Below are 24,691 nucleotides of genomic sequence, written 5' to 3'. Positions count from 1 at the left end.
CGGTTACCGCTCCGTTTGGTACACGAGGCTGCCGAGCCGTTGGGTGATCACGGTTTCGGTGATGCCCTCCGGGCCCTCGATCGTGCAACCGAGCGTGCCGAATGCGGGGGGCCACGACATGGACTTGCACTCGAAGGAGGCCCCGGCGTGCAGCTTGATCGAATCCTGGTTGGTGTAATACTGACCCGCGAAGGTCGAGCTTTCGGTGCCGGTCAGGCCGCACGGCGTATAGATCATGATGCGCAGATCCGAGCCGACCGGCCCCTCGACGCTGAAGCTGTCCTTTTGATTGCTGGCGCAACTCGGCTCCGGCTCGCCGTCGACGAAAGCCCGCGACGCGTCGGAGTGCACGAAGACAACTTGATGCGCGTCACCGTCGTCAGAGAGACCGCTGACGCTCGCATTCAGTTTCGCACTGGGCGCGGCGATCATCACGACGTCCCTCCCGACGATGACGCTGCTGAGGTCGACATCGACCGTGCCCGCGCCGCAGGTCGTGAAATCGAGCACAAGCGGTTCACCGTCGATGGAAACGAGGGAGGCGATCGAGGCGTTGCTCAGGCTGCACACGTCCGTCTCCGTGTAGGGCTGGCCCCAGTCCGTGTTGTCGAGATCGATCCAGCGACTCGCCGACCGTAGCCAGTCGAGGGACGGCTCGAAGACCGGGTCGGAGATACTCTCCGGCGTCTGCGCGCCGGAAACCGTCCACCGGCTCTCGGCCGTGATCGTGCCACCGCTCGTGATGTCACCGGTGACCTGCGCATCCGCGGATCCCTGGTTCGTCAGGGCGACGGCACCCTTGGCGGTGATGGAGCCGTCGATGGCCGCTCCGCCGTTCGCCGAAATCTGCACCCCGCCGTTCGTGGTGATATGGCCGTTAATCGTGACGGTCTTGCTGTTGCTCGTCACGTCACCCTCCGACCACACGTTTCCGTTGATGGTGCAGTCGTTGCTCAGCGACACGCTGCCCTCGAGCACGTAAAGATCGCCGTTCAAGGTGCCGTCGGTATTGCAGCCCCAGTCACCGCGGCGCAGCACGAGGTCACCGGTGTAGTTACCCATACTGACGTTGAAATCGCCGGCGACGTAGGTCATGCTCCCGGTGACTACATTGGAGGTCACCTGCCACGGGTACACAGCATCGAGCGTGGCCGTAGAGCCATCAGGGCCCGTACCAGCCGAGCGGATCACGACGTACCGGGTCTCTTCCGTCGGGCAGCCTTCCGAAACGCCCGCGCTCGCCGCGGACTCAGGCTGGTCGCCCTCGGTGACGTAGACCGTGCTCGAGTATGTGGGATCGGTGCCGGAGAACGTCGTCGCCCCGCACCCGGCAGCGATGGCCGCCGCAGCGACGTCGCGCCCGGACTCGGCCGCGATGAACGCCTGCGTGTTGCTGCGGTTGCCCGCGTTGGTCTGGATGGCGAAGATCGTGGATGCGGCGACCGCGCTCGCCACGATGAAACCGACCAGCATCACCACGAGCACCGTGACGAGCACGGCCCCGTCATCGTCTGGACGGGTACGACGCGTGCGTCCGAGAAGGTCGCCGATCACCAGCACGGTGCGGTCACCCCCGTGGCGACGGCGCGAACCGCCGCCTGGCCCGAGATCCGCACCGGCGCCGAGTCGGTCGCGATCGTGAACGAGTACGACACGCTCGAGCCAGTGGCGTCGAAATAGGGGGCGGCACCGTCCGGCAGGACGTTCTGCTCCCAGTTCGACCAGGTAGACGGATCACTGGGAATCGCTGACGCCGACTGCGTCATCCGCGCCTGCCCGTCAGTGAGGAGGAAGGCCTGGCACTCCAGGTTGCCCTCCAGCGACGTGCGCACCCGCAGCTGCGTGCCGTCCGCCGACACGTCGAAGGCCAGACCGTTGTGCAGCGCGCGCTCGATGACGGCGCCCATCCCCTGCCCGCGGGAGGTCGCCTCGGTCACACCCGCGACATCGCGCTGGGTGTTGAGGGAGGTGATGAGGATCATAGAGACCGCGATCAGGATGAGGCTGGACAGAAGCACGTAGAGGATCACCTCGATGAGGGTGATGCCCGCATCGTCGGATGCTGCGCCGTGCTCGGTCATGGAACGTAGACGATGGCGGTCACCGTCGTGAGGGTCGAGCCCGAAGGCGCCACCGCTTGCAGCTCGATGCGCACCGCCTCACCTGCTGCACACGCGCCCACCGTTCCGGACGTGTTGAAGGTGCGGCCGGCGCCTGAGACGGTGTTCGTCTCTGCCACCGCGAAGAGTTGCTCACACGTGGGGTTCTCGCGCGCCTGTTCGACGAGGGCGTTCAACTCCCGCGTCGCGGTCGCCACGGCGGACTGCTGCGACGAGAGCCTCACGCCCTGCCACAGCGCCGGCAGGATGGCGACCGCCACGACCGCGAGGAGGAACATCGCGACGATCACCTCGACGATCGTGAAACCCTCGGCGTTCGTGTCGTGCTTACGCATCTGGGGCCTCTCCGTCGGAGGGACGGATGCGCGGGGCCGGGCCTGTCGGCCCGGGCCCCGCGCATCAGGACGGGTTGCGGGCTAGGGCGTGGTGGGCGTGGTGGTCGTGGCCCAGCTCGTCAGCGGAGCCGTGCAGCCGGGGCCGGATTGTGCCCACTGGCCATCCTTGGTTGCACGGATACAGATGTCATCCAGGTCAACGATCGTTCCCTGCGGTTCGATCGTGTACGTACCCGCGTCCGAAAGGTTCGCGAAGTCGGCCGCCACGGGAACGTCCGTGGAATCCTGCGCAAGGGTGGCCGATGCCTGGCTTGCGGCGTTCGCGGCGACCGAGCTGATCGCGTTGCGCTCCGCCTCCTGCTGGATGTTGAGGAAGACCGGGATCGCGACGGCGGCGAGGACGCCGAGGATCACGACGACGACGATGAGCTCGATGAGCGAGAAGCCCTTCTCGCCGGATTCTTCGCGGCGCTTGCGCTCCGCCTGGATGTAGGTGCGAACGAAAGAACGCATGCTGAGTACTCCCCTTGATTGCCCGAATAAGAGATCGAACCCTCGGTCGGCGGCGTTCGCGGGGACGATCGTCGCGTCTCGAGGGTCGGAGGGCCACCCGCCGAAACGGATGTGCTCTCGGAGGGAATCATTAGGGACTTCTCATCTTTGAGTCAAGTTACGGTTTCGATGTCACATACGGAATGGAATGGCCGCGGGGTGAACGACGGGGTGCGCAGTCTAAACGTCGACGACAGAAACCCCGGTGAAACCGCATTTTCCCCATATGCAACACCAGTCACATTCGCCCCACGCGCGAAACAAGGTTGTTACACATATATGAGATAGCTCTCATCTGTTGCCAGACGGTTCTCATCTTTTCGGGTACTCCCGCGCCCCCGGACCCCGACGGATCCGGGGGCGGGATGTTCGACGCCCCGCGCAAGAGGGAGGGGCTACGGGGCGCCGAACCCTGAAGCTCAGCCGACGGCGCCGAGCTGGTCGTAAATGCCGAAGATCGGCAGGTAGAGCGAGACGACCATGCCGCCGATGAGCGCGCCGATCACCACGATGAGGATCGGCTCGATCGTCGAGGCGAGCTGCGCGGTCGCGGTCGCCACCTCCCGCTCGTACAGGTCGGCGACGCTGCCGAGCATCTCGGCGAGCGTGCCGGACTCCTCGCCGACAGACACCATCTGAGCGACCATCGGCGGAAAGATCCCGGAGGCCGCGAGCGGCGCGGCGAACGAGCGCCCCTGCCGCACCGACTCCTGGATGTCCGTGACGGCGCGGGCGACGACGCGGTTGTTCGAGGCCCCGCCCACGACCGAGAGCGCCTGCAGGAGCGGCACCCCGGCATCCAGCATCAACGCGAGACTGCGGCTGAACCGCGCGACCGCGATCTTGGTGGCGAGCGACCCGAAGACCGGCAGACGCAGCTTCGCCGGGTCGATGACGGCCCGTACGCGGTCGGTGTCCTTCGCGCGCACCCACCAGACCGCGGCCGCGACCGCGAGCACGCCGAGCACGGGGAGGATCCAGAACATGTTGTCGCTCGCCGTTACGAGCACGCGCGTCGGGAGCGGCAGATCCCCCCCCATGCCCTCGAACATCCCCTCGAAGATCGGCACGATGAAGGCCACCATCCCCAGCAGGGCCAGCAGCGCGATCGTGAGCACGATGACGGGGTAGGTCGTCGCGGAGCGGATCTTGTCGCGCAGTTCTGCCTCGTCGGCGTAGGTCTTCGCGACCGACGCGAGGGATCGCCCGAGGAACCCGCCGCTCTCCCCCACCCTCACGAGGTTAACGAGCAGGGGCGGGAAGGCCTCGGGCTCTCGCGCGAACGCCGCCGAGAGCGACAGGCCGCCCTGCACGTCGTCGTGCACCCGCACGAGCGCGGTGCGCAGCGCGCGGTCCTCGGTCTGCTCGGTCATGATCTGCAGGGCGCGCAGCAGCGGCAGCCCCGCCCCGACGAGCCCCGAGAGCTGGGCGGAGAACACGGCGAGCGCCCGCACCCCGACGCGTCGGCGGAGGCCTGGCAGGGTGATCTCGCGATGCAGACCGCCGGTGCGCACGGGCTCGACGTCGAGGGCGGTCAGGCCCTGCGCTCGCAGTTTCGCCGCCACCGCCTGCGTGCTGGCGGCCTCGAGGGTGCCCTTCACGAGTGCCCCGCCGTCGTTGTCGAGGGCGCGATACGTGTACTCCTGAACAGCTGTCACGACCTGCTCCCCCACCGTTCGAGCTCGCGCACGTCGCCCGCGCGCAGCGACCACGCCTCGGCGTCGAGGTCGGCCGGGTGCACGTGCACGCCGTCGAGGGCCGCGGGATCGTTCGCCGTCGCCCGCGCGACGTGCCTCGCCACCTCGCCTCGGCCGACGAGCCGTGCCAGATCCTGATCGAGCGTGTGCATGCCGAGCGACTGCCCCGCCTGCATCGCCGAGTGCAGCTGCGCGACCTGCCCCTCGCGGATCAGGTTCGCCACGGCGGGCGTGTTCACGAGCACCTCGGTCGCGACGGTCAGCCCCGGGTCCTGCGCGCGCGGCACGAGCGTCTGGCTGAGGATCCCCTGCAGCGTGTCGCCCAGCTGCGCGCGCACCTGCTGCTGCCGCGAGGAGTCGAACGCATCGACGATCCTGTTGATGGATTTCGCCGCCCCCTGCGTGTGCAGGGTCGACAGCACGAGGTGTCCCGTCTCGGCGGCCGAGAGCGCCGCCTGGATCGACTCGGTGTCGCGCAGCTCGCCGATGAGGATCACGTCGGGGTCCTGCCGCAGCACGCGCCGCAGCGCCTCGCCGAACGAGCCGGTGTCGGCGCCGATCTCCCGCTGATGGATGAGCGAGCGCCGGCTGCGGTGCACGAACTCGATCGGGTCCTCGATCGTGACCACGTGCGCCGGACGGGTGCGGTTGATGATGTCGACCATCGCCGTCAGCGTCGTCGACTTGCCCGACCCCGTCGGGCCCGTCACGAGCACGAGACCGCGCGGACGCAGCGCGAGGTCGCGCACGATGGGCGGCACCCCGAGCTCGTCGAGGCCGTAGACGCGCCCGGGCACGAGTCGCAGCGCCGCCGCGATCTCGCCCAGCTGCCGGAACACGTTGACGCGGAACCGCCCGATCCCGGGCGCCGTGTACGACAGGTCGACCTCGCCGTGGGCGTAGAAGTCGTCGTGCTGGGCGGGCGTGAGGATCCCGGTGATCAGCAGCTCCACCTCTTCCGCGGGCAGCGGATCGGCGTATCCGGGCAGGGCGGCGAGATCCCCCGCCACCCGGATGAGGGGCGGCTGCCCCGCCGTCAGGTGCACGTCGGATGCCGCGGCTCGCACCGCGCGCCGGAGCAGCCGCTCCAGCGGGCTCGCGTCGATTCTCTCGTCCATGGCGATCCCCCTCAGTCCCCGGGCGCGACGAACGTCGTCGCCGATACGGTCAGTTGCGCGGCCCCGCCCGAGTCGGACAGGGCCGTCTGCACGACGGCGACCAGACGCGGTCCCGCCGTCACGGCGTCGAGGAAGCGCGCGGCGCGCAGCGGGTCTTCGGTCTCGACGACGATCGTGAGCCCCACCTGCTGCCGCGACGCGTCAGCGGCGGGTGCTGGCGATTCGGGGGCGGATGCCGCGGCATCCGTCTCCCCGGTCGACCCGGCCCCGTCGGCGGTCGCCTGCGCGGACTCCCCCGACACGTCCGCCGGGCGCGCGGTCCACGCCTCCGGCTCGCCTGCGCTCGCGCTGACGAGCGTGACGCCCGTCTCGCCCGCCGACGCGGCGATGCGCTCGAAGACGTCGTCGAGGTCGGCGGAGGCGGGGATCGCCTCACGGAGGGCGGCCAGCTCGGTCTCGATCTCGCCGCGCCGGTCGTCCTCGGCGGCGAGCGCGGTCACCTGATCCTGATAGGCGAGATTGCCGGCCGCGGCATCCGACGCGCTCTGCGTCGTCGCCTGCGCCTGCACGAAGAGCGGCAGGGCGATCATGAGCATGCCCGCCACGGCGACGGCGAGCACCAGCAGCGCGCCGACGATATGGATGACGCGGGTGGGCACCGTGGCGTTCATCGACCCTCCTCCGGGGTGCCGGCCGGGGCGAACGCCCCGGTGTAGACGGACTGGTCGAGCTCGACCCCGAGCACGGAGGTGTAGAGGCGCGGGCCGTCGGTCGTCCCGGAGCTGACGTCGCGGCCGTCGGCGGCGAGCACCCCCGGCACGGAGCGGACGGCGCGGATCGCCTCCGCGACATCGACGGGGCTCGCGCTCTGCAGCGTCAGCGTGCCCGTCACGGCCGCCGCCTGAGCCGCATCCGCTCCCGCAGCATCCGCGGCCGGCGTGCCCGGCAGGGCCGTGAGATCGAAGCCGGTCACGATCGTGCCGGCGGGCAGAGCGGCCGCGATCGCCGTCAGCTCGCCCTCCCACGCGACATCGCCGGCCATGGCCTCGGCGCGGAAGGCCTCGAGCGCCGTCGTGTCGGCGAGCGCGCTGCCCACCTCCGACAGCGCCTGCAGCTCGGTGAGCAGCGCCGTCGTGCGCGCCTGCTCGGCCGCGAGCGCCTGCTGCGCCGCGAGGTTCGCGGTGAAGGCGGCGGCCCCGGCGGCGAGCACGACGGCGAGCGCCCCCACGAGGCCCCACCCCCACGCGCGCACGAGCGCGGTGCGGCGGCGGCGCTCGATCTCCGCCCGCGGCATGAGGTTCACGCGGGGGATGCCGCGGGTGACGCTCGCCCCCGCGCCCGTCGGGATCCCCGCCTGCTGGCCGGTCATCGGGTCTCTCCCCGCAGCACGCCCGCGAGGGCGACGAGCGCGAGCCCGGCCTCGGCCTCCGCGCGGCGCTCGGGCCGCTGCGGGAGGATTCCGGGGACCTCGACCTCCGAGACGGGGAGGTCGAGGGCACCGATGAGGGCGCCGCGCAGACCGTCGATGCGGGCACCCGCCCCCGACAGGTGCAGGGCCGAGACCCGCGGCGCCCCGGGACGCTGCGCGTGGAACCCCAGCGTCGCCCGCACGCGGTCGACCAGGTCGAGCACGGCCGGGTCGATAGCGGCGGGAGCCTGCGGACGCAGCGGCGCGCGCCGGACGGAGGGCGCGGCATCCCCGCCCGCCGGCACCGTCTCGAGCATGCGCTCGAGCGCGGCGTCGAGGTCGACCCCGTCGGCCGCGCCCAGGACGGCGGTGGTCGGCATGTCGATCGGGAGCACCCGGACGAGATGCGGCACACCGCCCGTCGCGATGACGACCTGCGTCGTGTGATCGCCGATGTGCACCATCGCGACGGTCTGATCCCCGGCGATCTCCCGCGCGGCCCGCGCGAGGCCGAACGCTGCCAGATCGACGGCCACGACCTGGAGCTTGGCCTTCGCCAGCGTCTGGACGATCGTCTCGACGGTCTCGGCGACGGCGGCCACCAGCAGGCCCGTCACCTGACCTCCGCCCTCCGCGACGGGCCAGAAGTCGAGCACCGCCTGCTCGGCGGGGACGGGCAGCAGGTCCTGCACCTGATAGGGCAGCGCGCGCCGCAGCAGGTCGGGGCGCATCGCCTGCGTCGTGTACTCGCGCACGAGCACGCGACGGCCGCCGATCGCGAGCACGACACGGCGACCCGTGATGCCCGCGCGGCTCCACAGCTGCCGCAGCGCGAGCGCGACGGCATCCGGATCCAGCACCTCGGAATCCCGCGCCGCCCCCCGCGGCAGACGCACCTCGCCCGATGCGAGCATGACGGGCGTGCGACCGGTCGACACCTCGACGGCGCGCACGCTCTCCTGTGTGATCTCGAGCCCCACCAGCGTTCTCGCCATGACACTCCCCCTCTTTCTCCCCAGCCGCGGCATGCGCCGCGGTCCCCCTATATCGACAAGAGCCCCGTGTACCCGCGGGCGAGGGCCTCGCCGGCGAAGATCCCGATCCATGCACCCGCGAGCATCCACGGCCCGAACGGGATCGCCGTCCGCCTTCCCGCGCGGCGCAGGGTCATGAGCGCGAGCCCGAAGACCCCGCCGAGCACGAACGCCGCGAAGGCCCCGACGGCGACGGCCCCCCAGCCGAGCCACCCGAGGTAGATGCCGACCACTCCCGCGAGCTTGACGTCGCCGCCGCCCATCCCGTCGGGCCGCGCGAGGCGCAGCACGAGGTAGAACAGGTACAGCAGCAGGCCCGCCACCACCGCCCGCACCAGCGCGGCGGGGTCGGCCCCGGCAGAGACCGCGGCGGCGAAGAGCACGAGCGCCACGAGGTAGCTCGGCAGCACGATCGTGTTCGGCAGCCGTCGGGTGTCCTGATCGATGAGGGTCAGCACGACGCTCACCGCCGCGAAGTACAGGTACGCGACGAGCTCGATCAGCGTCGCGCCGACGGGCAGCGCCGATGAGGCGAGGGATGCCGCGGCGATCGCCGCGAACGCGAGCGCCGTGACGAGCTCGACGAGCGGGTACCGCGCCGAGATCGGCGCGCGGCATCCCGCGCAGCGGCCCCGCAGCGCCAGCCAGGAGGCGATCGGCACGTTCTGCCACGCCCGGACGGGCCCGTCGCACGCGGGGCAGCGGCTGTCCCGCGTCAGCGGGATCCCGGCCGGCACGCGGTACGCGACGACGTTGAGGAACGAGCCGATCACGAGACCGAAGGCCCCGGCCAGCACCGTGTATGCCGCGATGAGGGCGGGCGCGGCGCTCACGGGATGTCCCGCTGCGAGAGGAGCGCGCCGAGCGTCTTCGCACCGCCGCCGGTGGACCCCGATCCGCCCGGACCGCTGCCCCACTGACCGGGCAGAGCCAGGGAGTGGGTGTGGATGCCGACGGTGCCGCCGTCGTCGAGGGTGCCCGCGTACATGGCGCCCGTCCACGTGCCGCCATTGCCGATTCGGAGCGCGCAGGGCGTGTACGCCATCGTCTTCACGCGGACGTCGATCGCGGCATCCGTCTCGATCGTGCGGCCCTTCGTGCACGTGGGGGCCTTGTCGGCCACCGGGTCGGGCACGACGAACCAGGCCTGCGGGTCGGTGCCGGCCTTCGGCGTGAGCGAGAGGTTGCCGAGCGTGAAGCGGTTCGCGACGAGCACGAGGTTCACGCCCAGCTGCGCGGTCGCGTTCGCGCCCTGCGCCGTGTCGATCCCGGGGCAGGCCGTCGTGTCGACGACGGTGTTCGTCGTGAGGCTCTGGATGTAGGACGACCAGAAGGTCGTGAACTTCCCGACGATGTTCGCACACGAGTAGGGGGCGGATGCCGGGGTGACCGTGACGATGTCGTATCCCGGCCAATCGGCCGACGCGTACGCGTAGTCGAACCACGGGTCGAAGACGGGCGGGGCGACGGCCTCGCGGCGGATGCCGTTCGCCTGGCCCGAGAACACCTTCGGGCTGCTCGTCGCGGCGCCCGCATCGGTCCACGCGATCTGCAGCTTCGCCGACGACGGCAGCGTCAGCGTGCCGCCGATCCTCGAGGGGTTGTTGCCGATCGCGACGGCGCCGCCCGCATACACGTCGCCTTGCACGACGTCGGAGTTGTTGAGGTAGACCGCCCACCTGCGATCGGCCGGGTTCGCGCCGCCCGCGTGCACGTCGCCCTCGATCGTGCACCCGGACTGCCCCTTGACCGAGCCCGCCGTGAAGACGTTCGCCGGCACCTGGGTCTTGCACTCGAAGAGGCCCCCGGCGGGGAAGAGCACCGTCGCTCTCCCCTGCGTCTTGGGCATGACGTGGTTGGTGAAGTACACCGAGTCGCCCGCGGGGTTGAAGAACACCAGCTCGGGGGCTCCGCCGAAGGACGGCGCCTCGGTGTACGCGTAGACGGCGCGCGTGGTCGTGGCCCCGCCGTCGGCACCGTGGCCGGTGGAGGTGAAGGTCACCCGGCCGCCGGCGCACGCGCTCGTGACGGCATAGCGCGGGGCGGTGGAGGCGAGCGAGAGGGAGCAGAAATCCCCCGTGCGCCGGGCATCGGCGAGGGCGGCGGAGATGCCGGCGTCCGCGGCGGCCGCGGACTGCACCCCGCCCCGCACCCCCGCGATCGACGAGGAGGTCGCGGTGACGACCGACGCGGCGGTGAGCGCGACGATCGTCAGGACCATCATGACGACGAGCACGGACACGAGCGTCGACCCGGCGTCGTCGGGCCGGACCGAGGCGCGGGCGCGCGGGCGCGCGCGGCGGGTCACCAGCATGCGCTCGCCGTCCCGTCCTGGTGCGCCTGCGAGAAGGCGCCGCCCGCGACGGGAACCGTCGCCTCGCCCGAGGTGACCGTCAGCGCGAGGGTCAGGCTCGGCCCCGACGCCGTGAACGGTGCACCGCCCGGTCCCCGCCCGGCCACGCCGGTCGCCAGCTCCGCCCACCCCGCGTAGCTCCCGGGCAGGGCGATGGCGGATGCCGACGAGCGGTGCACGAGCGCGCCGTCCGGAGTGAGCGCCCAGGCCTCGCAGGTCCAGTCCGAGGCCCCCGTGGCGACACGGGCACGGAGCACGTTCCCGTCGACGCGGAAGTCGGAGGCGTTGCGGATGCTGGTCTGCACCGACGTCGCGATCAGCTGCGCCTTTCCCGTCACCTCGTCGCGCTCGGTGGCCGCGGCACCCGCACCCAGCCCCGTCGTGAAGAGCACGGCCAGGATGCCGAGGAACGCGGCGCTGAGCATCCCGTACAGGATCAGCTCGACGAGAGTGGCGCCCGCGTCGTCGGCGGGGCGGCTGTGCACGCGCGTCATGCTCGGCTCACCAGGATCTCGGTGCGCACCGTCGCGAGCGGCTGGCCGTCGTCGCTCACGACGACGTCGACGCGGACGGTGCCCGGGTACTGCGCCGGACACCCGTCCGGAAAACTCAGTGCGGCGGACAGCCCCGTGCTCGCGTCGATCCCCCCGGTCGACGCGAGCACGGAGCCGCAGCTCGTCGCGGTGGACGAGTCGGGGAATGCGGCGCGCAGTTCCGCGATGCGGGCGTTGGCGACGACCGTCGCTGCCGCCTGATCCCGGTTCTGCACGCTCGACGCCGTCACGGTGATCAGCAGCGGCGCGACCGCCAGTGAGATCACCATGAGCAGCAGCATCGCGACGACGACCTCGACGAGGCTGAAGCCTCCGTCGGCGGTGCGCCCGGCGCGACCCCCCTGCTGCCCTGTGCGCGGCATCCCCATCTCGCTCACCCTCCCCAGTGCGAGCTGCGCATCCCTGACGGGATGCTCCTTCCCCAGATGCCTCCGAAGAGGCTGTTCCTCTCGGAACGTGCCCCCGAGGGGGCGTTTCCCCAGATGCGGGACCGGTGCGGCCGAGCCGCGGTGAACCGGCCCCACGTGTGTGGGCCTACCGGCTGCCGATCAGCAGCCGGGGCCGGCCTTCTGCGACGTCACGCCGGTCTTCGCGGCGGTGACGCAGATCTTGTCGAGCTCGGCGCCCCCGACGGTGAAGGTGATCTTGCCACCGTCGCCGAGGTTGGTGAGCGTGACATCGCCGACGGCCTTGCCCTGGGCGACGCCCGAGGCGACCTGCGTCGCCGCGTTCGCCGCGACCGTCTTGAGCGCGTTCTCGTCGGCGGTCTTCTGGATGTTCGCGAAGATCGGGATCGCGACCGCCGCGAGGACCCCCAGGATCACGACGACGACGATGAGCTCGATCAGCGAAAAGCCGCCCTCATCCGTCTCCTCACGGCGACGGCGGGCGGCCTGGATGTAATTGCGAATTGATGCACGCATGTGCGTATCTCCCCAGTGGAATCGCTTGTACAGGTCAACTCTGACGTGAACAGGTATTCCGGATATCCCCAGATATCCCCGATACCCCAGCCCCCAGAGCTGGGTACATGGGACTCACGTAACGCGAACCCCTCCCCGCATTGATCATGAGACGCCTCTCATCTTCATGTCAACTCCGGCTCATGTAACGAAATAATAACGGCGCATGGATGCCTGGTCAGGAGATATTTCTTGTCTGCACTTCACCCGGAGTCGGTGGACAGAAGATGAGAATGAGACCCGCGAGGGGTCCGGAACATGAGGCGCACCCCGCGACCCCGCCGGAGGGCACGGAACGGATGCCCCGGTCGGCCGAATATCCGCGGGAAACGCCCCGAAGCTTCGAGTGAACATCGAAGGTTCACCCATCATTGCCATGGTGAATGTCGAACCTACATTCTACTATTGCGGGCATGGTCACGGCGCTGCGCACTCGCGAGGCGGCTCCCCCGGAGGAGCTGCGGCGGCTGCGCGCCGAGATGGATCGGGTTCGGGGGCGCCGGGTCTCCGCACCCGTCTTCCCGGTGCATCCCCGCCTGGCCGACCTGCTCCCCGAGCGCGGGCTGCGCCCCGGATCGGTGTACGCGCTCGAGCCCTCCCCGAGCCTGCTGCTGGGCCTCATGGCCACCGCATCGCGGGCGGGGTCGTGGTGCGGGGTCGTGGGTGTCCCCTCGCTCGGCGTCGAGGCCGCCGAGGGCTTCGGGCTCGATCTCTCCCGGCTCGTCCTCGTGCCCGAGCCCGGCGCGCGCTGGCTCGCCGTCGCGTCGGCCCTCGCCGAGGTGCTGCCGCTCGTCGCGGTGCGCCCGCCCGAGCGGGTGCGCGAGAGCGACGCCGCACGCCTCACCGCCCGCCTGCGCGACCGCGGCTGCGCGCTGCTCACCCTCGGCGACTGGCCGGGCGCCGACGCGCTGCTCAGCACCTCCGATCCGCGCTGGCAGGGCGTCGGAGCCGGTGACGGCTATCTCGCGGGGCGCGAGGTCACGGTCACGGTCTCCAGCCGGCGGTTCCCCGTGCCACGCAGCACGCGGGTCATGCTGCCGGATGCCGCGGGCGCCGTCGATGCCGCCGTCGCCACGTCTGCGGGGACGGCCGTCCGGGGCGCCGTCGCCGCCGACCCCTCCGCCCTCGAGGGCGTCTCGCGGGGGCGCGGCGCGGATCCCGTCCCGATCCGGGCGGCGGGGTGAGCGCCGTGACTCCTGCGCGCGTCGCCGACGGCACGCCGTCGCCCCCGGCATCCACCACCCCCGTGCGCACGCTCGTGGTGTGGGTGCCCGACTGGCCCGTGCACGCCCTGCTGCGGGAGCGTGGATCGACGCTCGACGAGGCGGCGCCCATCGCGGTGGTGCGGGGCAACCGCATCGTCGCGTGCTCGGAGCGGGCGCGGGCGCAGGGGGTGCGCCGGGGTCAGCGGCGCCGCGACGCGCAGGCGGCCTGCCCGGGCCTGCACCTCGTCCCCGACGACGAGGCCCGAGACAACCGGGGCTTCCTGCCGGTGGTCTCCCGCATCGAGCAGCACGCCCCCGGGGTGCAGATCGTGCGGGCGGGGCTCGGGGCCCTGCGCGCCCGGGGGCCGGCGCGGTATTACGGCGGCGAGGATGCCGCGGCGCGCGTGCTGCAGGGCGACCTCGCCCGCGCGGGCCTGCCCGAGACCCGCGTCGGCATCGGCGACGGCCCCTTCACGGCAGAGCAGGCGGCGCGGCTGACGAGCCCCGACGCGCCCGTCCGCATCGTGCCGCCCGGGGAGGCGGGCGCGTTCCTCGCGCCGCTGTCAGTGCGCGCCCTCGCCGACGACGAGATCATCGGTCTGCTCGCCCGCCTGGGGGTGCAGACGCTCGGTGCCTTCGCGGAGCTCGACGAGGAGAAGGTGCGCGAGCGGTTCGCCGACCGCGGCATCCGCCTGCACCGCCTCGCGCGGGGGCTCGATGCCCGCACCGTCACGGCCCGCACGCCCCCGCCCGAGCTGGAGCGGGAGGTGTCGTTCGAGCCTCCGCTCGAGCTGGTCGACCAGATCGGGTTCGCGGTGCGCGTCACCGCCGATGCGTTCATCTCGGCCCTCTCCGAGCGCGCCCTGGTGTGCACCGAGCTGCGCGTCGAGCTGCTCGACGACCGGGGCGGGAGGTCGGAGCGGGTGTGGCTGCACCCCACCACGTTCGATGCCGCGGCGGTGGTCGACCGCGTGCGCTGGCAGCTCGAGGCGGCGATCGGCGGCGAGCTGACCAGCGGCGTGTCGCAGGTGCGCCTGGCCCCCGAGTCCGTCGACGAGGCCGCCCACCACGAGCCGGGCCTGTTCGGCCAGGGCCCCGGCGAGCGCGTGCACCACGCCCTCTCGCGGGTGCAGGCGATGCTCGGGCATCGGGGCGTGCTCACCCCCGCGATCGGGGGCGGTCGCTCCCCCGCCGAGCGGCAGGTGCTGGTGCCCTGGGGCGACCGGGTCACGACGGCCGCCGATCGCGGGCAGCCTTGGCCCGGGTCGCTGCCCGCCCCGCACCCCACCACGGTGTACGCGGCGCTGCCGCCGATCGTGGTGCTCGACGCCGAGGGCGCCCCCGTCACGATCGACGCGCGCGGCCGGATGAGCGCCCCGCCCGCCTCGCTCGGGCGCGAGGGGAGGCGACGGGATGTCGCGGCCTGGGCCGGCCCGTGGGCGCTGCGCGAGCGCGACTGGGATCCGCAGCGGCGGCGCCTCGCCTACCGCGTGCAGGCGGTCGATGACCGGCAGGAGGCCTGGCTGCTGGTGTACGAGGACGAGGCCTGGCACGCCGAGGGGAGGTACGACTGATGGGATTCCGCAATCCGCCGATCCCGTGGTCGCAGCTCGAGCGCATCCTCAGCACCACGCGCCCCGAGGCCGCGCCGCCCCACGCCGACGGCGGCGACAGCCCCGCCTGGTCGCGCAAGCGGGGCGCCTACGTCACCCCGCCCATCCGGCGACCCGAGACCGCGGTGCCCTACGCCGAGCTGCACGCGCACTCGTCGTACTCGTTCCTCGACGGCGCGTCCTCGCCCGAGCAGCTGATCGAGGAGGCCGAGCGCCTGGGGCTGTCGGGCCTCGCCCTGACCGACCACGACGGCTTCTACGGCCTCGCGCGCTTCGCCGAGGCGGCGGAGTCGTTCCACGTCACGACGGTGTTCGGGGCCGAGCTCTCGCTCGAGCTGCCGAAGCCGCAGGGCGGCGAGGCCGACCCCGCCGGGCGGCACCTGCTCGTGCTCGCGCGCGGTCAGGAGGGCTACCACCGGCTCGCGGCGGCGATCACCGCCGCGCAGCTGCGCGGGGGCGAGAAGGGGCGGCCGGTCTACGACCTCGGCGAGCTCGCCGACCGCGCGGGCGGGTCGCGGGACCCGCACTGGGCGATCCTCACCGGATGCCGCAAGGGCGCCGTCCGCCGGGCCCTCCAGGAGGAGGGGCCGGATGCCGCCGCCCGCGAGCTCGACCACCTGGTCGACCTGTTCGGTCGGGCGTCGGTCTTCGTCGAGCTCACCGACCACGGCGATCCGCTCGACTCCCGCCGCAACGATCTGCTCGCCGCCCTCGCCGCCGACCGGGGGCTGCCCACGCTCGCGACGAACAACGTGCACTACGCCACCCCCGACAAGGCGCGCCTGGCGTCGGCGATCGCGGCCGTGCGGGCGACCCGCAGCATGGACGACCTCGACGGCTGGCTGCCCGCCCACGGGTCGGGGCACCTGCGCTCGGGCGCCGAGATGGCCGATCGCTTCGCCCGCTACCCCGGCGCGGTCCCCCGCACCGCGACGCTCGCCGAGGAGCTCGGGTTCCCCCTGCGCAAGGCGAAGCCCGCGCTGCCGAAGCAGGAGGTGCCCGACGGGCACACCCCCATGTCGTGGCTGCGGCACCTCGTGTGGCAGGCGGTGCCGGAGAAGTACCCGCGCCTGGCCGAAGAAGACCGGCGACGCATCGAGAACGAGCTCGCCGTCATCGAGAAGAAGGACTTCCCGGGGTACTTCCTCATCGTGCACGACATCGTCGCCGAGGCGCGGCGGCGCGGCATCCTGTGTCAGGGCCGAGGGTCGGCGGCCAACAGCGCCGTCTGCTACCTGCTGCACATCACCGCCGTCGACCCGATCCTCTACCGGCTGCCGTTCGAGCGGTTCCTGTCGTCGCTGCGCGAGGAGGAGCCCGACATCGACGTCGATTTCGACTCCGATCGGCGCGAGGAGATCATCCAGTGGGTCTACGCCCGCTACGGCCGCGAGCGCTCCGCCCAGGTCGCCAACGTCATCCAGTACCGGCCCAAGAACGCCGTGCGCGACATGGCCCGCGCCCTCGGCTTCTCCCCCGGTCAGCAGGACGCCTGGTCGAAGCAGGTCGAACGGTGGGGTGCCGAGCTGTCGTCGATGCCCGATCACGACATCCCCGAGCAGGTGGTCGAGTACGCCGGCGAGCTGCTGAAGGCGCCGCGGCATCTCGGCATCCACTCGGGCGGCATGGTGCTCACCGACCGCCCCGTGGGCGAGGTCGTGCCGATCGAGCACGCGCGCATGGAGAACCGCACCGTCATCCAGTGGGACAAGGACGACGCGGCGTGGATGGGGCTGGTCAAGTTCGACCTGCTGGGCCTCGGGATGCTCGCGGCCCTGCAGCACTGCTTCGACCTGATCCGGGACGCCACGGGCGAGGAGTGGACCCTCGCGACCCTGCCGAAGGAGGAGCCTGCGGTCTACGACATGCTGTGCCGCGCCGATTCGATCGGGGTGTTCCAGGTCGAATCGCGCGCGCAGATGGGGCTGCTCCCCCGCCTGCAGCCGCGCCGGTTCTACGACCTCGTGGTGGAGATCGCCCTCATCCGGCCCGGGCCGATCCAGGGCCGCGCGGTGCACCCGTTCGTGCGGCGCAAGATGGGGCTCGAGGAGGTGGTCTACCCCCACCCCAAGCTGAAGCCCGTGCTGGAGCGCACCCTCGGCATCCCCGTGTTCCAGGAGCAGCTCATGCAGATCGCGATGGCGGTGGGCGAGTGCACGGGAGAGCAGGCCGACCTGCTGCGCCGGGCGATGGGGTCCAAGCGCGGGCAGGAGAAGATCGAGTCCCTGCGCGAGCATCTCTACGCGGGGATGGCCAGGAACGGGCTCGTGGGGGCGGCCGCCGACGACATCTACGCCAAGATCCAGGCGTTCGCCGACTTCGGGTTCGCCGAGTCGCACTCGCTCTCGTTCGCGCTGCTGGTCTACGCCAGCTCGTGGATCAAACTGCACTACCCCGCCGCCTTCCTCGCCGGCCTGCTGCGGGCGCAGCCGATGGGGTTCTACTCGGCCGCCACGCTCGCCGCCGATGCGCGGCGGCACGGGGTCGAGGTGCGCCGCCCCGACCTGCACCTCTCGGCCGCGACGGAGACCCTCGAGCCGCTCGTCCCGCGCGCGGAGCGGACCGCGACCCCCACGGGCACGGACGAGTGCCTGCACACCCCGCAACCCCCCGGGGGAGAGTTCGACCGGGCGGCGCCCGACGCCTCGGCATCCCACCGCCGCGACGGGGGGTTCGCCGTGCGGCTCGGGCTCGCGGGCGTCACCGGCATCGGCGCGAAGGTCGCCGAGCGCATCGTGGCCGAGCGGGATGCCGCGGGGCCCTTCCGCGACATGCACGAGCTCGTGCGCCGCACCGACCTCACCGCCGCGCAGCTGGAGTCGCTCGCGACGGCGGGGGCCTTCGAATGCCTGGGGCTGACCCGGCGCGAGGCCATCTGGCAGGCGGGCTCCGCCGCACAGGACCGGGCGCAGTTTTTGCCCGGCACCGTCTTCGCCGTGCAGCCGCCGCTGTTCCCCGACCTCTCGAACCACGATCGCCTCGCCGCCGACCTATGGGCGACGGGGGTCTCGCCCGACGACCATCCGATGACGCACTACCGCGAGCATCTCGCCGCCCGCGGCGTGCTGCCCTCTGCCGCGCTGCGCACCCACGAGACGGGGCGGCGGGTCGAGGTCGCCGGCCTCGTGACGCACCGGCAGCGTCCGGCCACGGCATCCGGCATCACCTTCCTCAACCTCGAAGACGAGCACGGGCTGGTCAACGTCATCTGCTCGGTCGGGGTGTGGACCCGGTACCGGCGCATCGTGCGCGACTCCCCCGCCCTCATCGCGCGGGGGATGCTGGAGCGCTCGCAGGAGGGCGTCACGAACCTCGTCGCCGACGGCTTCGAAGACCTGCGCGTGGGCATGCGGCACGCCTCCCGCGACTTCCGCTGAGACTCGGCCCCCGCCGGCTCGCGCCCGTCGCCTCCGGCGCCCACGCGGTCGCACCCGAGGATCCCGAACGAACTCCCCGGCGCGAAGGTGCGAGAGCATAGAGGGGTGACATCCCCCACTCCCGACCTCGGCCTGCTCTTCGACGTCGACGGCCCCCTGGCAAGTCCCGTCTCCCGCACGATCGCCATCGACAGCATCCTGGACGACCTGCTCGCGCTCACCCGCGCGGGGGTGCCCGTCGCCTTCATCACGGGTCGCTCCGACGCCTTCATCCGCGATCAGGTGGTCGCGCCGCTGCTCGCGCGGGGCCTCGGCGACGTGCTCCGCACGCCCGGCGCCCGCATGTTCGGCGTGTACGAGAAGGGGGCGGCGTGGTCGACGATCACGCCAGACGGCCTCGGCGACGTCGAGGTCGACCACGAGGTCGCCCCGCCGCAGGCCCTCGTCGACGACATCCGCATGATCGTCGAAACCGACTACGACGAGCTGGTCTTCTTCGACGACACCAAGCGCGCGATGATCTCGGTGGAGCAGCGCGTCGACGTCGACAACGACACGTTCCACGCCCACCGCGACGGGTTCGACGAGGCGGCCTTCGACGCCGCGGTGCGGCACGGCGTCGGGGTGCGCTACGGCGACCGCACGGCTCCGGATGCCGCAGGCCAGGTACCCTTCCGGCTCGACCCCACGATCATCTCGACCGACATCGAGTCGGTGCTGCTCGACAAGGACCGGGGAGCCCGCCGCGCGCTCGCCCATTTCTCCGAGCACGGCGAGCTGCCCCGCACGTGGCGAACGATCGGTGACTCCCGCAGCGACTACAAGATGGCCGACGAGCTGCACGCCTCCGGCTTCGACGTCGCGCACGTGGACGTGCGCCCCTCCGACGGCATGCTCGAGCGTCCGTACGACGTGCTCACGCAGGGCGACCTCATCCACGACGAGGCGGGCGCCGCGTTCCTCCGCTCGTGGGTGCAGCACCTCGGCGTGACGCCCCCGCGCTGACCGCCCCGCACCCCGCGCGAGAGCACGTCAGAGCGTCGGCCGACGGGTGTCGTAGTCGCGCACCTCGGCGACGGCGCCTCGGTCATCCCGCACGGTCACGACGAGCGTCGCCGCGACGACGGCGGCGATCACGATCAGAACGACGACGAGTGCGAGCAGCGAGATCACGACGATCACCTCCGGGACGTAAGGGGTACGTCCCGATGGCACCACTCGCGGACCGCGCCGACAACGGTCCACTTCTCCGGTCATGGCCTCGAGAGGATGCCGATCCGCCGCGTTCCGCGCAAAGAACCGGTCCGACCGGGCCACCGCCCCCGGATTGGCTCTACGCCACGAGGCCGGAGGTCCGGCCCGCCGCGCGGCGATCCGGCCGGCGCGCGCTGAAGGCGAGAAGCGCGTCGACCACGACCTCGGGCCGCTCGATCGCCGCGAAGTGCCCCGCTCCCGCGATGACGTGGTGCCGATGATCCGGGATGATCCGGCCGAGCACTTCCGCGTCCCCGCGCCGACGAACACGTCGTCAGCGCCGCTGACCGCCCGCACGGGGCACTCGATGCCGGCCCACGCGGCGACGTCGTACGCGGAGACGGCGCGGGCCGCGGCGGCGAAGGCCGCGGGGCGCAGCTCCCGCGAGAGCGCGTCGAACACGCTGGGGTCGACGGCGCTGCGGGCCGCGAACAGCGGCGACGCGAAGGGCGCGAGGATGCCGATGCGGTGCAGCATCCGCCCGGTCCCCCGCCCCGCGGTGCCCAGGCACGCGAGCGTCCTCATCGCGACGAGCATCCCCGCGAACCACGGCAGCCGCACACCCCCACGCCAGGGGCGGCGCACCGCGTCGAGCGCGGCGGGACCGCTCGGGGAGACGACCCCCACCGAGAGCGCCGCCTCCGGATGCCGCGCCGCCAGGTCGAGCGCGACGAAGCCGCCGAGCGGCGCCCCGCATGGACGACGACGTCGCCCAGGATGCTGGGGGCGACGATGCGCTCGAGCCCCAGGGTCCGGGGATCGATGTCGAGGGAGATGGCGGGCGAGGCGCCCGTGCGCGCGGGCTGCGGAACGGTCACGCCCCCTCTTCGGCGCCGACGCCCGATCGGATGCCTCAGCGAGCGCTCGCGCCGCCCGATCGCTCGGTCGGCCGCGGGAGCACGTTGCGCAGCGCGTCCGCGAGCGTGACGAGCCCGACGTACCGCGAGCCGTCCATGACGATCGCCAGTTGCTGGCTCTCGCGGCGCATCCGGGCGAGCGCCTCGTGCACGAGCGTGCCGGACGCCACGACGAATGGTGCGCGTGCAAGCTCCCGCGCGGGCCGGTCGGGGCTCTCCAGCAGCGTGTCGCGCACGTGCACGACGCCTTCGATCCCCTGCTCGGGCGAGCCCAGCAGGATGCGCAGGTGACCCGACTCCTGCGCCGCCCGTTGCACGTCCGCCACCGTCGCGTCGTGTGCGACCGACGTGGGCACCACGTCGTGGGGCACGAGATCGTCGACCGTGAGGGTCTCCAGTTCCATCGCCCCGCGCAGCGAGGCCTGGTACGAGGAGTCCAGCGCCCCGACCGCGGCGGAGTGCTCCACGAGGTGCCGCAGGGTGGCCGTGTCGTACCCGCCCGCGGCGGCGCGGTCGACCGGCTCGATGCCGCTGGCCGCGACGAGACGGTTCGCCATGTTGTTGATCCACAGCAGCAGGGGACGGAACACCCAGATGAAGGCTCGCGCCGGCAGCGCGATCAGCAGGGCAGCCCGCTCGGGGTGCGCGATCGCCCACGACTTGGGCGCCATCTCCCCGACCACGAGGTGGAGGAAGGTCACGATGAACAGCGCGAGGGCGAACGCCACGGCATCCGCCCCCCACGCGGGCATCCACGAGGAGAACAGCGGCAGCAGCCACGCGTCGACCGCCGGCTTCGTGACGGCTCCGAGCGCGAAGGTGCAGGCGGTGATGCCCAGCTGAGCACCCGCGAGCATGATGGTCAACTCGTTCGAGCCGCGGATCGCCGCCCGCGCCGAGCGCTTCGTCGTCGCCAGTTCCTCGAGCCGGTGGCGCCGGGCGCCGAGCAGGGCGAACTCGATCACGACGAAGAACGCCGAGAGAGCGATGAGGGCGATCGTCGCGACGATCACGATCCATGCATCGGTCATCGCTGCGCCTCCTCTCCCGATCCGGCGGCGTCCCGGTCGGCATCGCCGCCGCTGTCCGCGTCCGCCTCGTCCTCCTGCACCTCGTGCAGCGTCACCTCGACGAGCGCCGGCACATGGCGGCTCACCTCGAGCACGCGCACGTCGAGCCAGCGCTCGGCGACGGTGTGCCAGACCACGTCGGATGCCTCCTGCGGCAGATCGATGCGCACATGGTCGCCGACCCGGGGCAGGGCCCCGACCGCGGCGATCACGAGCCCCGCGACGGTCTCGTAGTCTCCGCGGGGCAGATCGTGACCGATCTCGCGCTCGGCCTCGTCGAGGTGCAGGTCGCCGCCCATGCGCCACGCGTTCTCCCCGACGGATTCCACGCCCGCCGGCAGCTCGTCGTCGTGCTCGTCGGTGATCTCGCCGACGACCTCCTCCGCGAGGTCCTCCAGGGTCAGGATGCCGGTGAACCCGCCGTACTCGTCGATGACGCACGCGAGCTCGTTGCGCTCGTAGGTCATCAGCTCGAGCGCGTCGGGCAGGCTCATCAGCTCAGGAACGACGGTGGGCCGCCGCATGAGGGTGCTCACGGCATCCGCGCTGCGCGCCGCACCGGCCGCGAGCACGTCGACGAGGTGCACGACACCGAGCGGCTGGTCCTCGTCGTCGATCACCGGGTATCGCGTGTGAGCTTCGGCCATCAGCGCCCGTACCTCCGCGATCGTCGTCTCCGGACGCACGACGCCCACGCGGGAGCGCGGGATCATCGCGTGCTCGACATCGCGGTGCGGGAAGTCGAGGATGCGATCCAGCATGCGGGAGAGCTCCTCGGGCAGATCCCCGCTCTCACGGGAGTCGGCGACGATGTGCTCCAGGTCGTCGGCGGTGGCGCTCGAGTCGACGTCGTGCACGGGTTCGATGCGTAGCAGGCGCAGGAGCGCGTTCGCCGCGTGGTCGAAGACCGTGATGAGCCACCCGAACACCGTCAGGTAGAAGAGCGTGGGCGCGGCGAGGGCGCGCGCCAGCGGACCGGAGTTCGCGATCGCGAGGTTCTTGGGATACAGCTCGCCGAAGATCATCTGCACGACCGTCGAGACGACGAGGGCCGCGACGGTTCCCACCGTGACGCTCACGGCGGGTGGGATGCCGACGCCCCCGAGCAGCACGCCGAGCGACTCCCCGACGAGGGGCTCCGCGACGAATCCGACGAGCAGGCCCGTTACGGTGATGCCCAGCTGGGCGCCGGAGAGCATGAAGGAGGTGCGGCGGGTCACCTTGAGGGCACGTGCGGCCGCGGCATCCCCGGCCTCGGCCTGCGCGCCGAGCCGTGAGCGGTCGACGGACATGTACGCGAACTCTTGAGCGACGAAGAAGCCGTTCGCCGCGATGATCGCGAGGATCACGATGATCCCGAGGAGGAGTGTGAGGACGGCGATCAGCATGTCGCGAGCATCCCTCTCCCCGGCTCGAACCGGGCGCGCGTCGGGGTCGGACCGACGCGCCGGGGTCTATCTACGGGATCTTCGGATGGGCTGGTGAAGCGTACCGCGCAGCTCACAGTGTTTCGATGCCTCCAGGGTGTGGAATCCCACATTAGCGGGACGGCGAGGAAAGCGCGGATGTCACTTTTCGAGATCAGTGGTGTAAGAGGCACCACCTCCCCGTAGGATGAAGGCTCACGCGATCGGCAGTTGCCTTTGGCGCGACGATGCCTCAAGGGCAGTAAGGAAATAACAGCATGGCCACCGGAACCGTCAAATGGTTCAACGCCGACAAGGGATTCGGCTTCATCGCGCCCGACGACGGCTCCGCCGACGTCTTCGCGCACTACAGCGCAATCGCCTCGCGCGGCTTCCGTAGCCTCGACGAGAACCAGCGCGTCGAGTTCGACACCGCCCAGGGCCCCAAGGGTCTCCAGGCCGAGAACATCCGCACGATCTGATCGGGTGAGACGAAAAGAGGGCGATTCCGCGCGGCGGGGTCGCCCTCTTTCGTATGCGCCGACGCCGTAAGGTCGAGTCGTGGCATCCGTCCTCTGGTACATCCTGCCCCTGGGTGTCGCGATGGCCCTGAGCGTGCTGCCCCTGCTGGCGGCTGTGCTGATCCTGCTCCGCCCCGACCCGCTGCCGGTGGGCGTTGGCTATCTGGCCGGCTGGGCGATCGGCGTGCTCGTGCTCGTCACCGTCTTCACGCTCGCCGCGAGCCTCATCCCCGCGGGCCGCGGCACCAGCATCCCGGGATGGGCCCACACCGTCGAGATCGCGCTCGGCGGTGCACTCGCCGTGTGGGGTGTGTGGTCGATCGCGCGGGCGCGCTCGGCACCCCCGACCGCGCCGTCGTGGACGCGCGCCCTCACCTCCATCGGGCCGCGCCGGGCGGCCGCCTTCGGGCTCGCGATGAACCTGCGGCCGAAGAACCTCACGCTGGCGGTCGCCGCAGGGCTCGCCATCGGGTCGGCATCCCTCGACATCGTCGACAGCGGGCTCGCGATCACCGTCTTCACGCTCATCGGCGTCTCGACGGTCGCCGCTCTCGTGCTCAGCTATCTCTTCGGCAACCGCCGCGTGCGCCCGGCGCTGGAGCGCCTCAGCTCCTGGCTGCTCTCGCACGCGAGCACCGTCCTTCGCGTCTCGCTGGTCGTGGTCGGTGCGGCGCTCGTGGCGATCGGGGCGAGCAACCTGGTGGCCTCGTGACCGTCTCCCTCCATCACGCGCCGGTCTCCGGCATCGATCCCGTGCTGCTCTACCGGATGCTGCAGCTGCGCGTCGAGGTCTTCGTCGTCGAGCAGGACGCCGCGTACCCCGACCTGGACGGGCGGGATGTCGAGCCCGGGGCCGAGCTGGTGTGGGCGCAGCGGGGGGATGACGTGGTCGCGACACTGCGGGTGCTGCGGGAGCCGGGCGCGATGCGCATCGGTCGCGTCGTCGCCCATCCGAGCGTGCGGGGCACGGATGCCGCGGCGCGGACGATGGCGTCCGGCGTGGCGCTCTGCGAGAGCTTCGCCCCGCACCTCCCGATCGAGATCGACGCCCAGAGCGCGCTTGCGGGCTGGTACCGGAGGTTCGGTTTCGAGGTGAGCGGCGAGCAGTTCGTGGAGGACGGCATCCCTCATCTGCCCATGACGAGGCCCGCCGCGGGCTGAGCGGCGGAGCCATCGAGGGGGCGACGCGCGCGCGTGCAACCCGACCTCGCCCGCGGGAAGTTCGCTAACGTGGGTCGGCGAACCGCGATAACGC

24 protein-coding genes are annotated in these 24,691 nt (G+C 71.7%); 7 read left to right on the top strand and 17 right to left on the bottom strand.

Annotated features, from left to right (window positions below; genetic code table 11):
• Positions 1-3: 3 nt before the first annotated feature.
• From RYJ27_RS04265 to RYJ27_RS04200, 14 genes are all read right to left on the bottom strand, one after another.
• The gene (locus RYJ27_RS04265; protein ID WP_330171510.1) at positions 4-1,560 is read right to left on the bottom strand and encodes a bactofilin family protein; all 1,557 of its coding nucleotides are present in this window, start codon (positions 1,558-1,560) and stop codon (positions 4-6) included.
• The gene (locus RYJ27_RS04260) at positions 1,551-2,081 is read right to left on the bottom strand and encodes a type IV pilus modification PilV family protein (protein ID WP_330171509.1); all 531 of its coding nucleotides are present in this window, start codon (positions 2,079-2,081) and stop codon (positions 1,551-1,553) included. Before RYJ27_RS04260 ends, RYJ27_RS04265 begins: the two co-directional genes overlap by 10 nt.
• Entirely contained in the window at positions 2,078-2,455 is a 378-nt protein-coding gene (locus RYJ27_RS04255; RefSeq protein ID WP_330171508.1) for a PulJ/GspJ family protein, read from the bottom strand. Before RYJ27_RS04255 ends, RYJ27_RS04260 begins: the two co-directional genes overlap by 4 nt.
• An 81-nt stretch (positions 2,456-2,536) precedes the next feature.
• Entirely contained in the window at positions 2,537-2,968 is a 432-nt protein-coding gene (locus tag RYJ27_RS04250; protein WP_330171507.1) for a prepilin-type N-terminal cleavage/methylation domain-containing protein, read from the bottom strand.
• A 458-nt stretch (positions 2,969-3,426) separates the two neighbouring features.
• Positions 3,427-4,665, bottom strand: a complete 1,239-nt coding sequence (locus RYJ27_RS04245; RefSeq protein WP_330171506.1) for a type II secretion system F family protein — start codon at positions 4,663-4,665, stop codon at positions 3,427-3,429.
• The gene (locus tag RYJ27_RS04240) at positions 4,662-5,822 is read right to left on the bottom strand and encodes a type IV pilus twitching motility protein PilT (protein WP_330171505.1); all 1,161 of its coding nucleotides are present in this window, start codon (positions 5,820-5,822) and stop codon (positions 4,662-4,664) included. Before RYJ27_RS04240 ends, RYJ27_RS04245 begins: the two co-directional genes overlap by 4 nt.
• Before the next feature lie 11 nt (positions 5,823-5,833).
• Positions 5,834-6,493 carry a hypothetical protein gene (locus RYJ27_RS04235; RefSeq protein ID WP_330171504.1) on the bottom strand — a complete coding sequence of 220 codons (660 nt, stop codon included), beginning with the start codon at positions 6,491-6,493 and terminating at the stop codon, positions 5,834-5,836.
• Positions 6,490-7,191 (bottom strand): hypothetical protein, encoded by a 702-nt coding sequence (locus RYJ27_RS04230; RefSeq protein WP_330171503.1) that lies wholly within the window; start codon positions 7,189-7,191, stop codon positions 6,490-6,492. The genes RYJ27_RS04235 and RYJ27_RS04230 overlap by 4 nt, the downstream gene beginning before the upstream one ends.
• Positions 7,188-8,225: a pilus assembly protein PilM gene (pilM, locus tag RYJ27_RS04225; RefSeq protein WP_330171502.1), complete on the bottom strand. Its 1,038-nt coding sequence runs from the start codon at positions 8,223-8,225 to the stop codon at positions 7,188-7,190. The genes RYJ27_RS04230 and pilM overlap by 4 nt, the downstream gene beginning before the upstream one ends.
• 47 nt (positions 8,226-8,272) lie before the next feature.
• Positions 8,273-9,097 carry a prepilin peptidase gene (locus tag RYJ27_RS04220; protein ID WP_330171501.1) on the bottom strand — a complete coding sequence of 275 codons (825 nt, stop codon included), beginning with the start codon at positions 9,095-9,097 and terminating at the stop codon, positions 8,273-8,275.
• Positions 9,094-10,578, bottom strand: a complete 1,485-nt coding sequence (locus RYJ27_RS04215) for a hypothetical protein (protein ID WP_330171500.1) — start codon at positions 10,576-10,578, stop codon at positions 9,094-9,096. The genes RYJ27_RS04220 and RYJ27_RS04215 overlap by 4 nt, the downstream gene beginning before the upstream one ends.
• Positions 10,569-11,111 (bottom strand): hypothetical protein, encoded by a 543-nt coding sequence (locus tag RYJ27_RS04210; protein ID WP_330171499.1) that lies wholly within the window; start codon positions 11,109-11,111, stop codon positions 10,569-10,571. Before RYJ27_RS04210 ends, RYJ27_RS04215 begins: the two co-directional genes overlap by 10 nt.
• On the bottom strand, positions 11,108-11,533 hold the full coding sequence (locus tag RYJ27_RS04205; RefSeq protein ID WP_330171498.1) for a type IV pilus modification PilV family protein: 426 nt from the start codon (positions 11,531-11,533) through the stop codon (positions 11,108-11,110). Before RYJ27_RS04205 ends, RYJ27_RS04210 begins: the two co-directional genes overlap by 4 nt.
• A 186-nt stretch (positions 11,534-11,719) precedes the next feature.
• On the bottom strand, positions 11,720-12,094 hold the full coding sequence (locus RYJ27_RS04200) for a prepilin-type N-terminal cleavage/methylation domain-containing protein (protein WP_330171497.1): 375 nt from the start codon (positions 12,092-12,094) through the stop codon (positions 11,720-11,722).
• A 452-nt stretch (positions 12,095-12,546) separates the two neighbouring features.
• Between RYJ27_RS04200 and RYJ27_RS04195 the strand changes: the two genes are divergently transcribed.
• From RYJ27_RS04195 to RYJ27_RS04180, 4 genes are all read left to right on the top strand, one after another.
• Positions 12,547-13,317, top strand: coding sequence for a hypothetical protein (locus RYJ27_RS04195; protein WP_330171496.1), 771 nt, complete (start codon positions 12,547-12,549; stop codon positions 13,315-13,317).
• A gap of 5 nt (positions 13,318-13,322) precedes the next feature.
• The gene (locus RYJ27_RS04190) at positions 13,323-14,912 is read left to right on the top strand and encodes a DNA polymerase Y family protein (protein WP_330171495.1); all 1,590 of its coding nucleotides are present in this window, start codon (positions 13,323-13,325) and stop codon (positions 14,910-14,912) included.
• Positions 14,912-18,328, top strand: coding sequence for an error-prone DNA polymerase (locus RYJ27_RS04185; protein WP_330171494.1), 3,417 nt, complete (start codon positions 14,912-14,914; stop codon positions 18,326-18,328). The genes RYJ27_RS04190 and RYJ27_RS04185 overlap by 1 nt, the downstream gene beginning before the upstream one ends.
• Positions 18,329-18,433: 105 nt before the next feature.
• The gene (locus RYJ27_RS04180) at positions 18,434-19,333 is read left to right on the top strand and encodes a hypothetical protein (protein ID WP_330171493.1); all 900 of its coding nucleotides are present in this window, start codon (positions 18,434-18,436) and stop codon (positions 19,331-19,333) included.
• A 27-nt stretch (positions 19,334-19,360) separates the two neighbouring features.
• On the opposite strand, the gene RYJ27_RS04175 is transcribed toward RYJ27_RS04180, so the two are convergent.
• The 3 genes from RYJ27_RS04175 to RYJ27_RS04165 all read right to left on the bottom strand — a co-directional run bounded on the left by RYJ27_RS04175 (position 19,361) and on the right by RYJ27_RS04165 (position 22,897).
• On the bottom strand, positions 19,361-20,209 hold the full coding sequence (locus tag RYJ27_RS04175; protein WP_330171492.1) for a hypothetical protein: 849 nt from the start codon (positions 20,207-20,209) through the stop codon (positions 19,361-19,363).
• A 226-nt stretch (positions 20,210-20,435) separates the two neighbouring features.
• Positions 20,436-21,470: a hemolysin family protein gene (locus RYJ27_RS04170; RefSeq protein ID WP_330171491.1), complete on the bottom strand. Its 1,035-nt coding sequence runs from the start codon at positions 21,468-21,470 to the stop codon at positions 20,436-20,438.
• Positions 21,467-22,897 carry a hemolysin family protein gene (locus tag RYJ27_RS04165; protein ID WP_330171490.1) on the bottom strand — a complete coding sequence of 477 codons (1,431 nt, stop codon included), beginning with the start codon at positions 22,895-22,897 and terminating at the stop codon, positions 21,467-21,469. The genes RYJ27_RS04170 and RYJ27_RS04165 overlap by 4 nt, the downstream gene beginning before the upstream one ends.
• Positions 22,898-23,193: 296 nt before the next feature.
• On the opposite strand from RYJ27_RS04165, the gene RYJ27_RS04160 reads away from it, so the two are divergent.
• The 3 genes from RYJ27_RS04160 to RYJ27_RS04150 all read left to right on the top strand — a co-directional run bounded on the left by RYJ27_RS04160 (position 23,194) and on the right by RYJ27_RS04150 (position 24,597).
• Positions 23,194-23,397, top strand: a complete 204-nt coding sequence (locus RYJ27_RS04160) for a cold-shock protein (protein WP_330171489.1) — start codon at positions 23,194-23,196, stop codon at positions 23,395-23,397.
• A gap of 79 nt (positions 23,398-23,476) precedes the next feature.
• Positions 23,477-24,148 carry a GAP family protein gene (locus RYJ27_RS04155; protein ID WP_330171488.1) on the top strand — a complete coding sequence of 224 codons (672 nt, stop codon included), beginning with the start codon at positions 23,477-23,479 and terminating at the stop codon, positions 24,146-24,148.
• On the top strand, positions 24,145-24,597 hold the full coding sequence (locus tag RYJ27_RS04150; RefSeq protein ID WP_330171487.1) for a GNAT family N-acetyltransferase: 453 nt from the start codon (positions 24,145-24,147) through the stop codon (positions 24,595-24,597). Before RYJ27_RS04155 ends, RYJ27_RS04150 begins: the two co-directional genes overlap by 4 nt.
• Positions 24,598-24,691 lie beyond the last annotated feature (94 nt).

Origin of the sequence: Microbacterium limosum, assembly GCF_036324365.1 — a bacterium.
In the GTDB taxonomy this organism is placed as follows: Bacteria; Actinomycetota; Actinomycetes; order Actinomycetales; family Microbacteriaceae; genus Microbacterium; species Microbacterium limosum.
Note: the sequence above shows the minus strand (reverse complement) of the source record. Positions and strands in the feature narration are given on the sequence as shown.

Coding starts and splice junctions, on each gene's coding strand:
- RYJ27_RS04260 (WP_330171509.1), bottom strand. CDS start 2,081: ATGACCGAGCACGGCGCAGCATCCGACGATGCGGGCATCACCCTCATC.
- RYJ27_RS04255 (WP_330171508.1), bottom strand. CDS start 2,455: ATGCGTAAGCACGACACGAACGCCGAGGGTTTCACGATCGTCGAGGTG.
- RYJ27_RS04250 (WP_330171507.1), bottom strand. CDS start 2,968: ATGCGTTCTTTCGTTCGCACCTACATCCAGGCGGAGCGCAAGCGCCGC.
- RYJ27_RS04240 (WP_330171505.1), bottom strand. CDS start 5,822: ATGGACGAGAGAATCGACGCGAGCCCGCTGGAGCGGCTGCTCCGGCGC.
- RYJ27_RS04235 (WP_330171504.1), bottom strand. CDS start 6,493: ATGAACGCCACGGTGCCCACCCGCGTCATCCATATCGTCGGCGCGCTG.
- RYJ27_RS04230 (WP_330171503.1), bottom strand. CDS start 7,191: ATGACCGGCCAGCAGGCGGGGATCCCGACGGGCGCGGGGGCGAGCGTC.
- pilM (WP_330171502.1), bottom strand. CDS start 8,225: ATGGCGAGAACGCTGGTGGGGCTCGAGATCACACAGGAGAGCGTGCGC.
- RYJ27_RS04215 (WP_330171500.1), bottom strand. CDS start 10,578: ATGCTGGTGACCCGCCGCGCGCGCCCGCGCGCCCGCGCCTCGGTCCGG.
- RYJ27_RS04210 (WP_330171499.1), bottom strand. CDS start 11,111: ATGACGCGCGTGCACAGCCGCCCCGCCGACGACGCGGGCGCCACTCTC.
- RYJ27_RS04205 (WP_330171498.1), bottom strand. CDS start 11,533: ATGCCGCGCACAGGGCAGCAGGGGGGTCGCGCCGGGCGCACCGCCGAC.
- RYJ27_RS04200 (WP_330171497.1), bottom strand. CDS start 12,094: ATGCGTGCATCAATTCGCAATTACATCCAGGCCGCCCGCCGTCGCCGT.
- RYJ27_RS04195 (WP_330171496.1), top strand. CDS start 12,547: ATGGTCACGGCGCTGCGCACTCGCGAGGCGGCTCCCCCGGAGGAGCTG.
- RYJ27_RS04185 (WP_330171494.1), top strand. CDS start 14,912: ATGGGATTCCGCAATCCGCCGATCCCGTGGTCGCAGCTCGAGCGCATC.
- RYJ27_RS04170 (WP_330171491.1), bottom strand. CDS start 21,470: ATGACCGATGCATGGATCGTGATCGTCGCGACGATCGCCCTCATCGCT.
- RYJ27_RS04165 (WP_330171490.1), bottom strand. CDS start 22,897: ATGCTGATCGCCGTCCTCACACTCCTCCTCGGGATCATCGTGATCCTC.
- RYJ27_RS04160 (WP_330171489.1), top strand. CDS start 23,194: ATGGCCACCGGAACCGTCAAATGGTTCAACGCCGACAAGGGATTCGGC.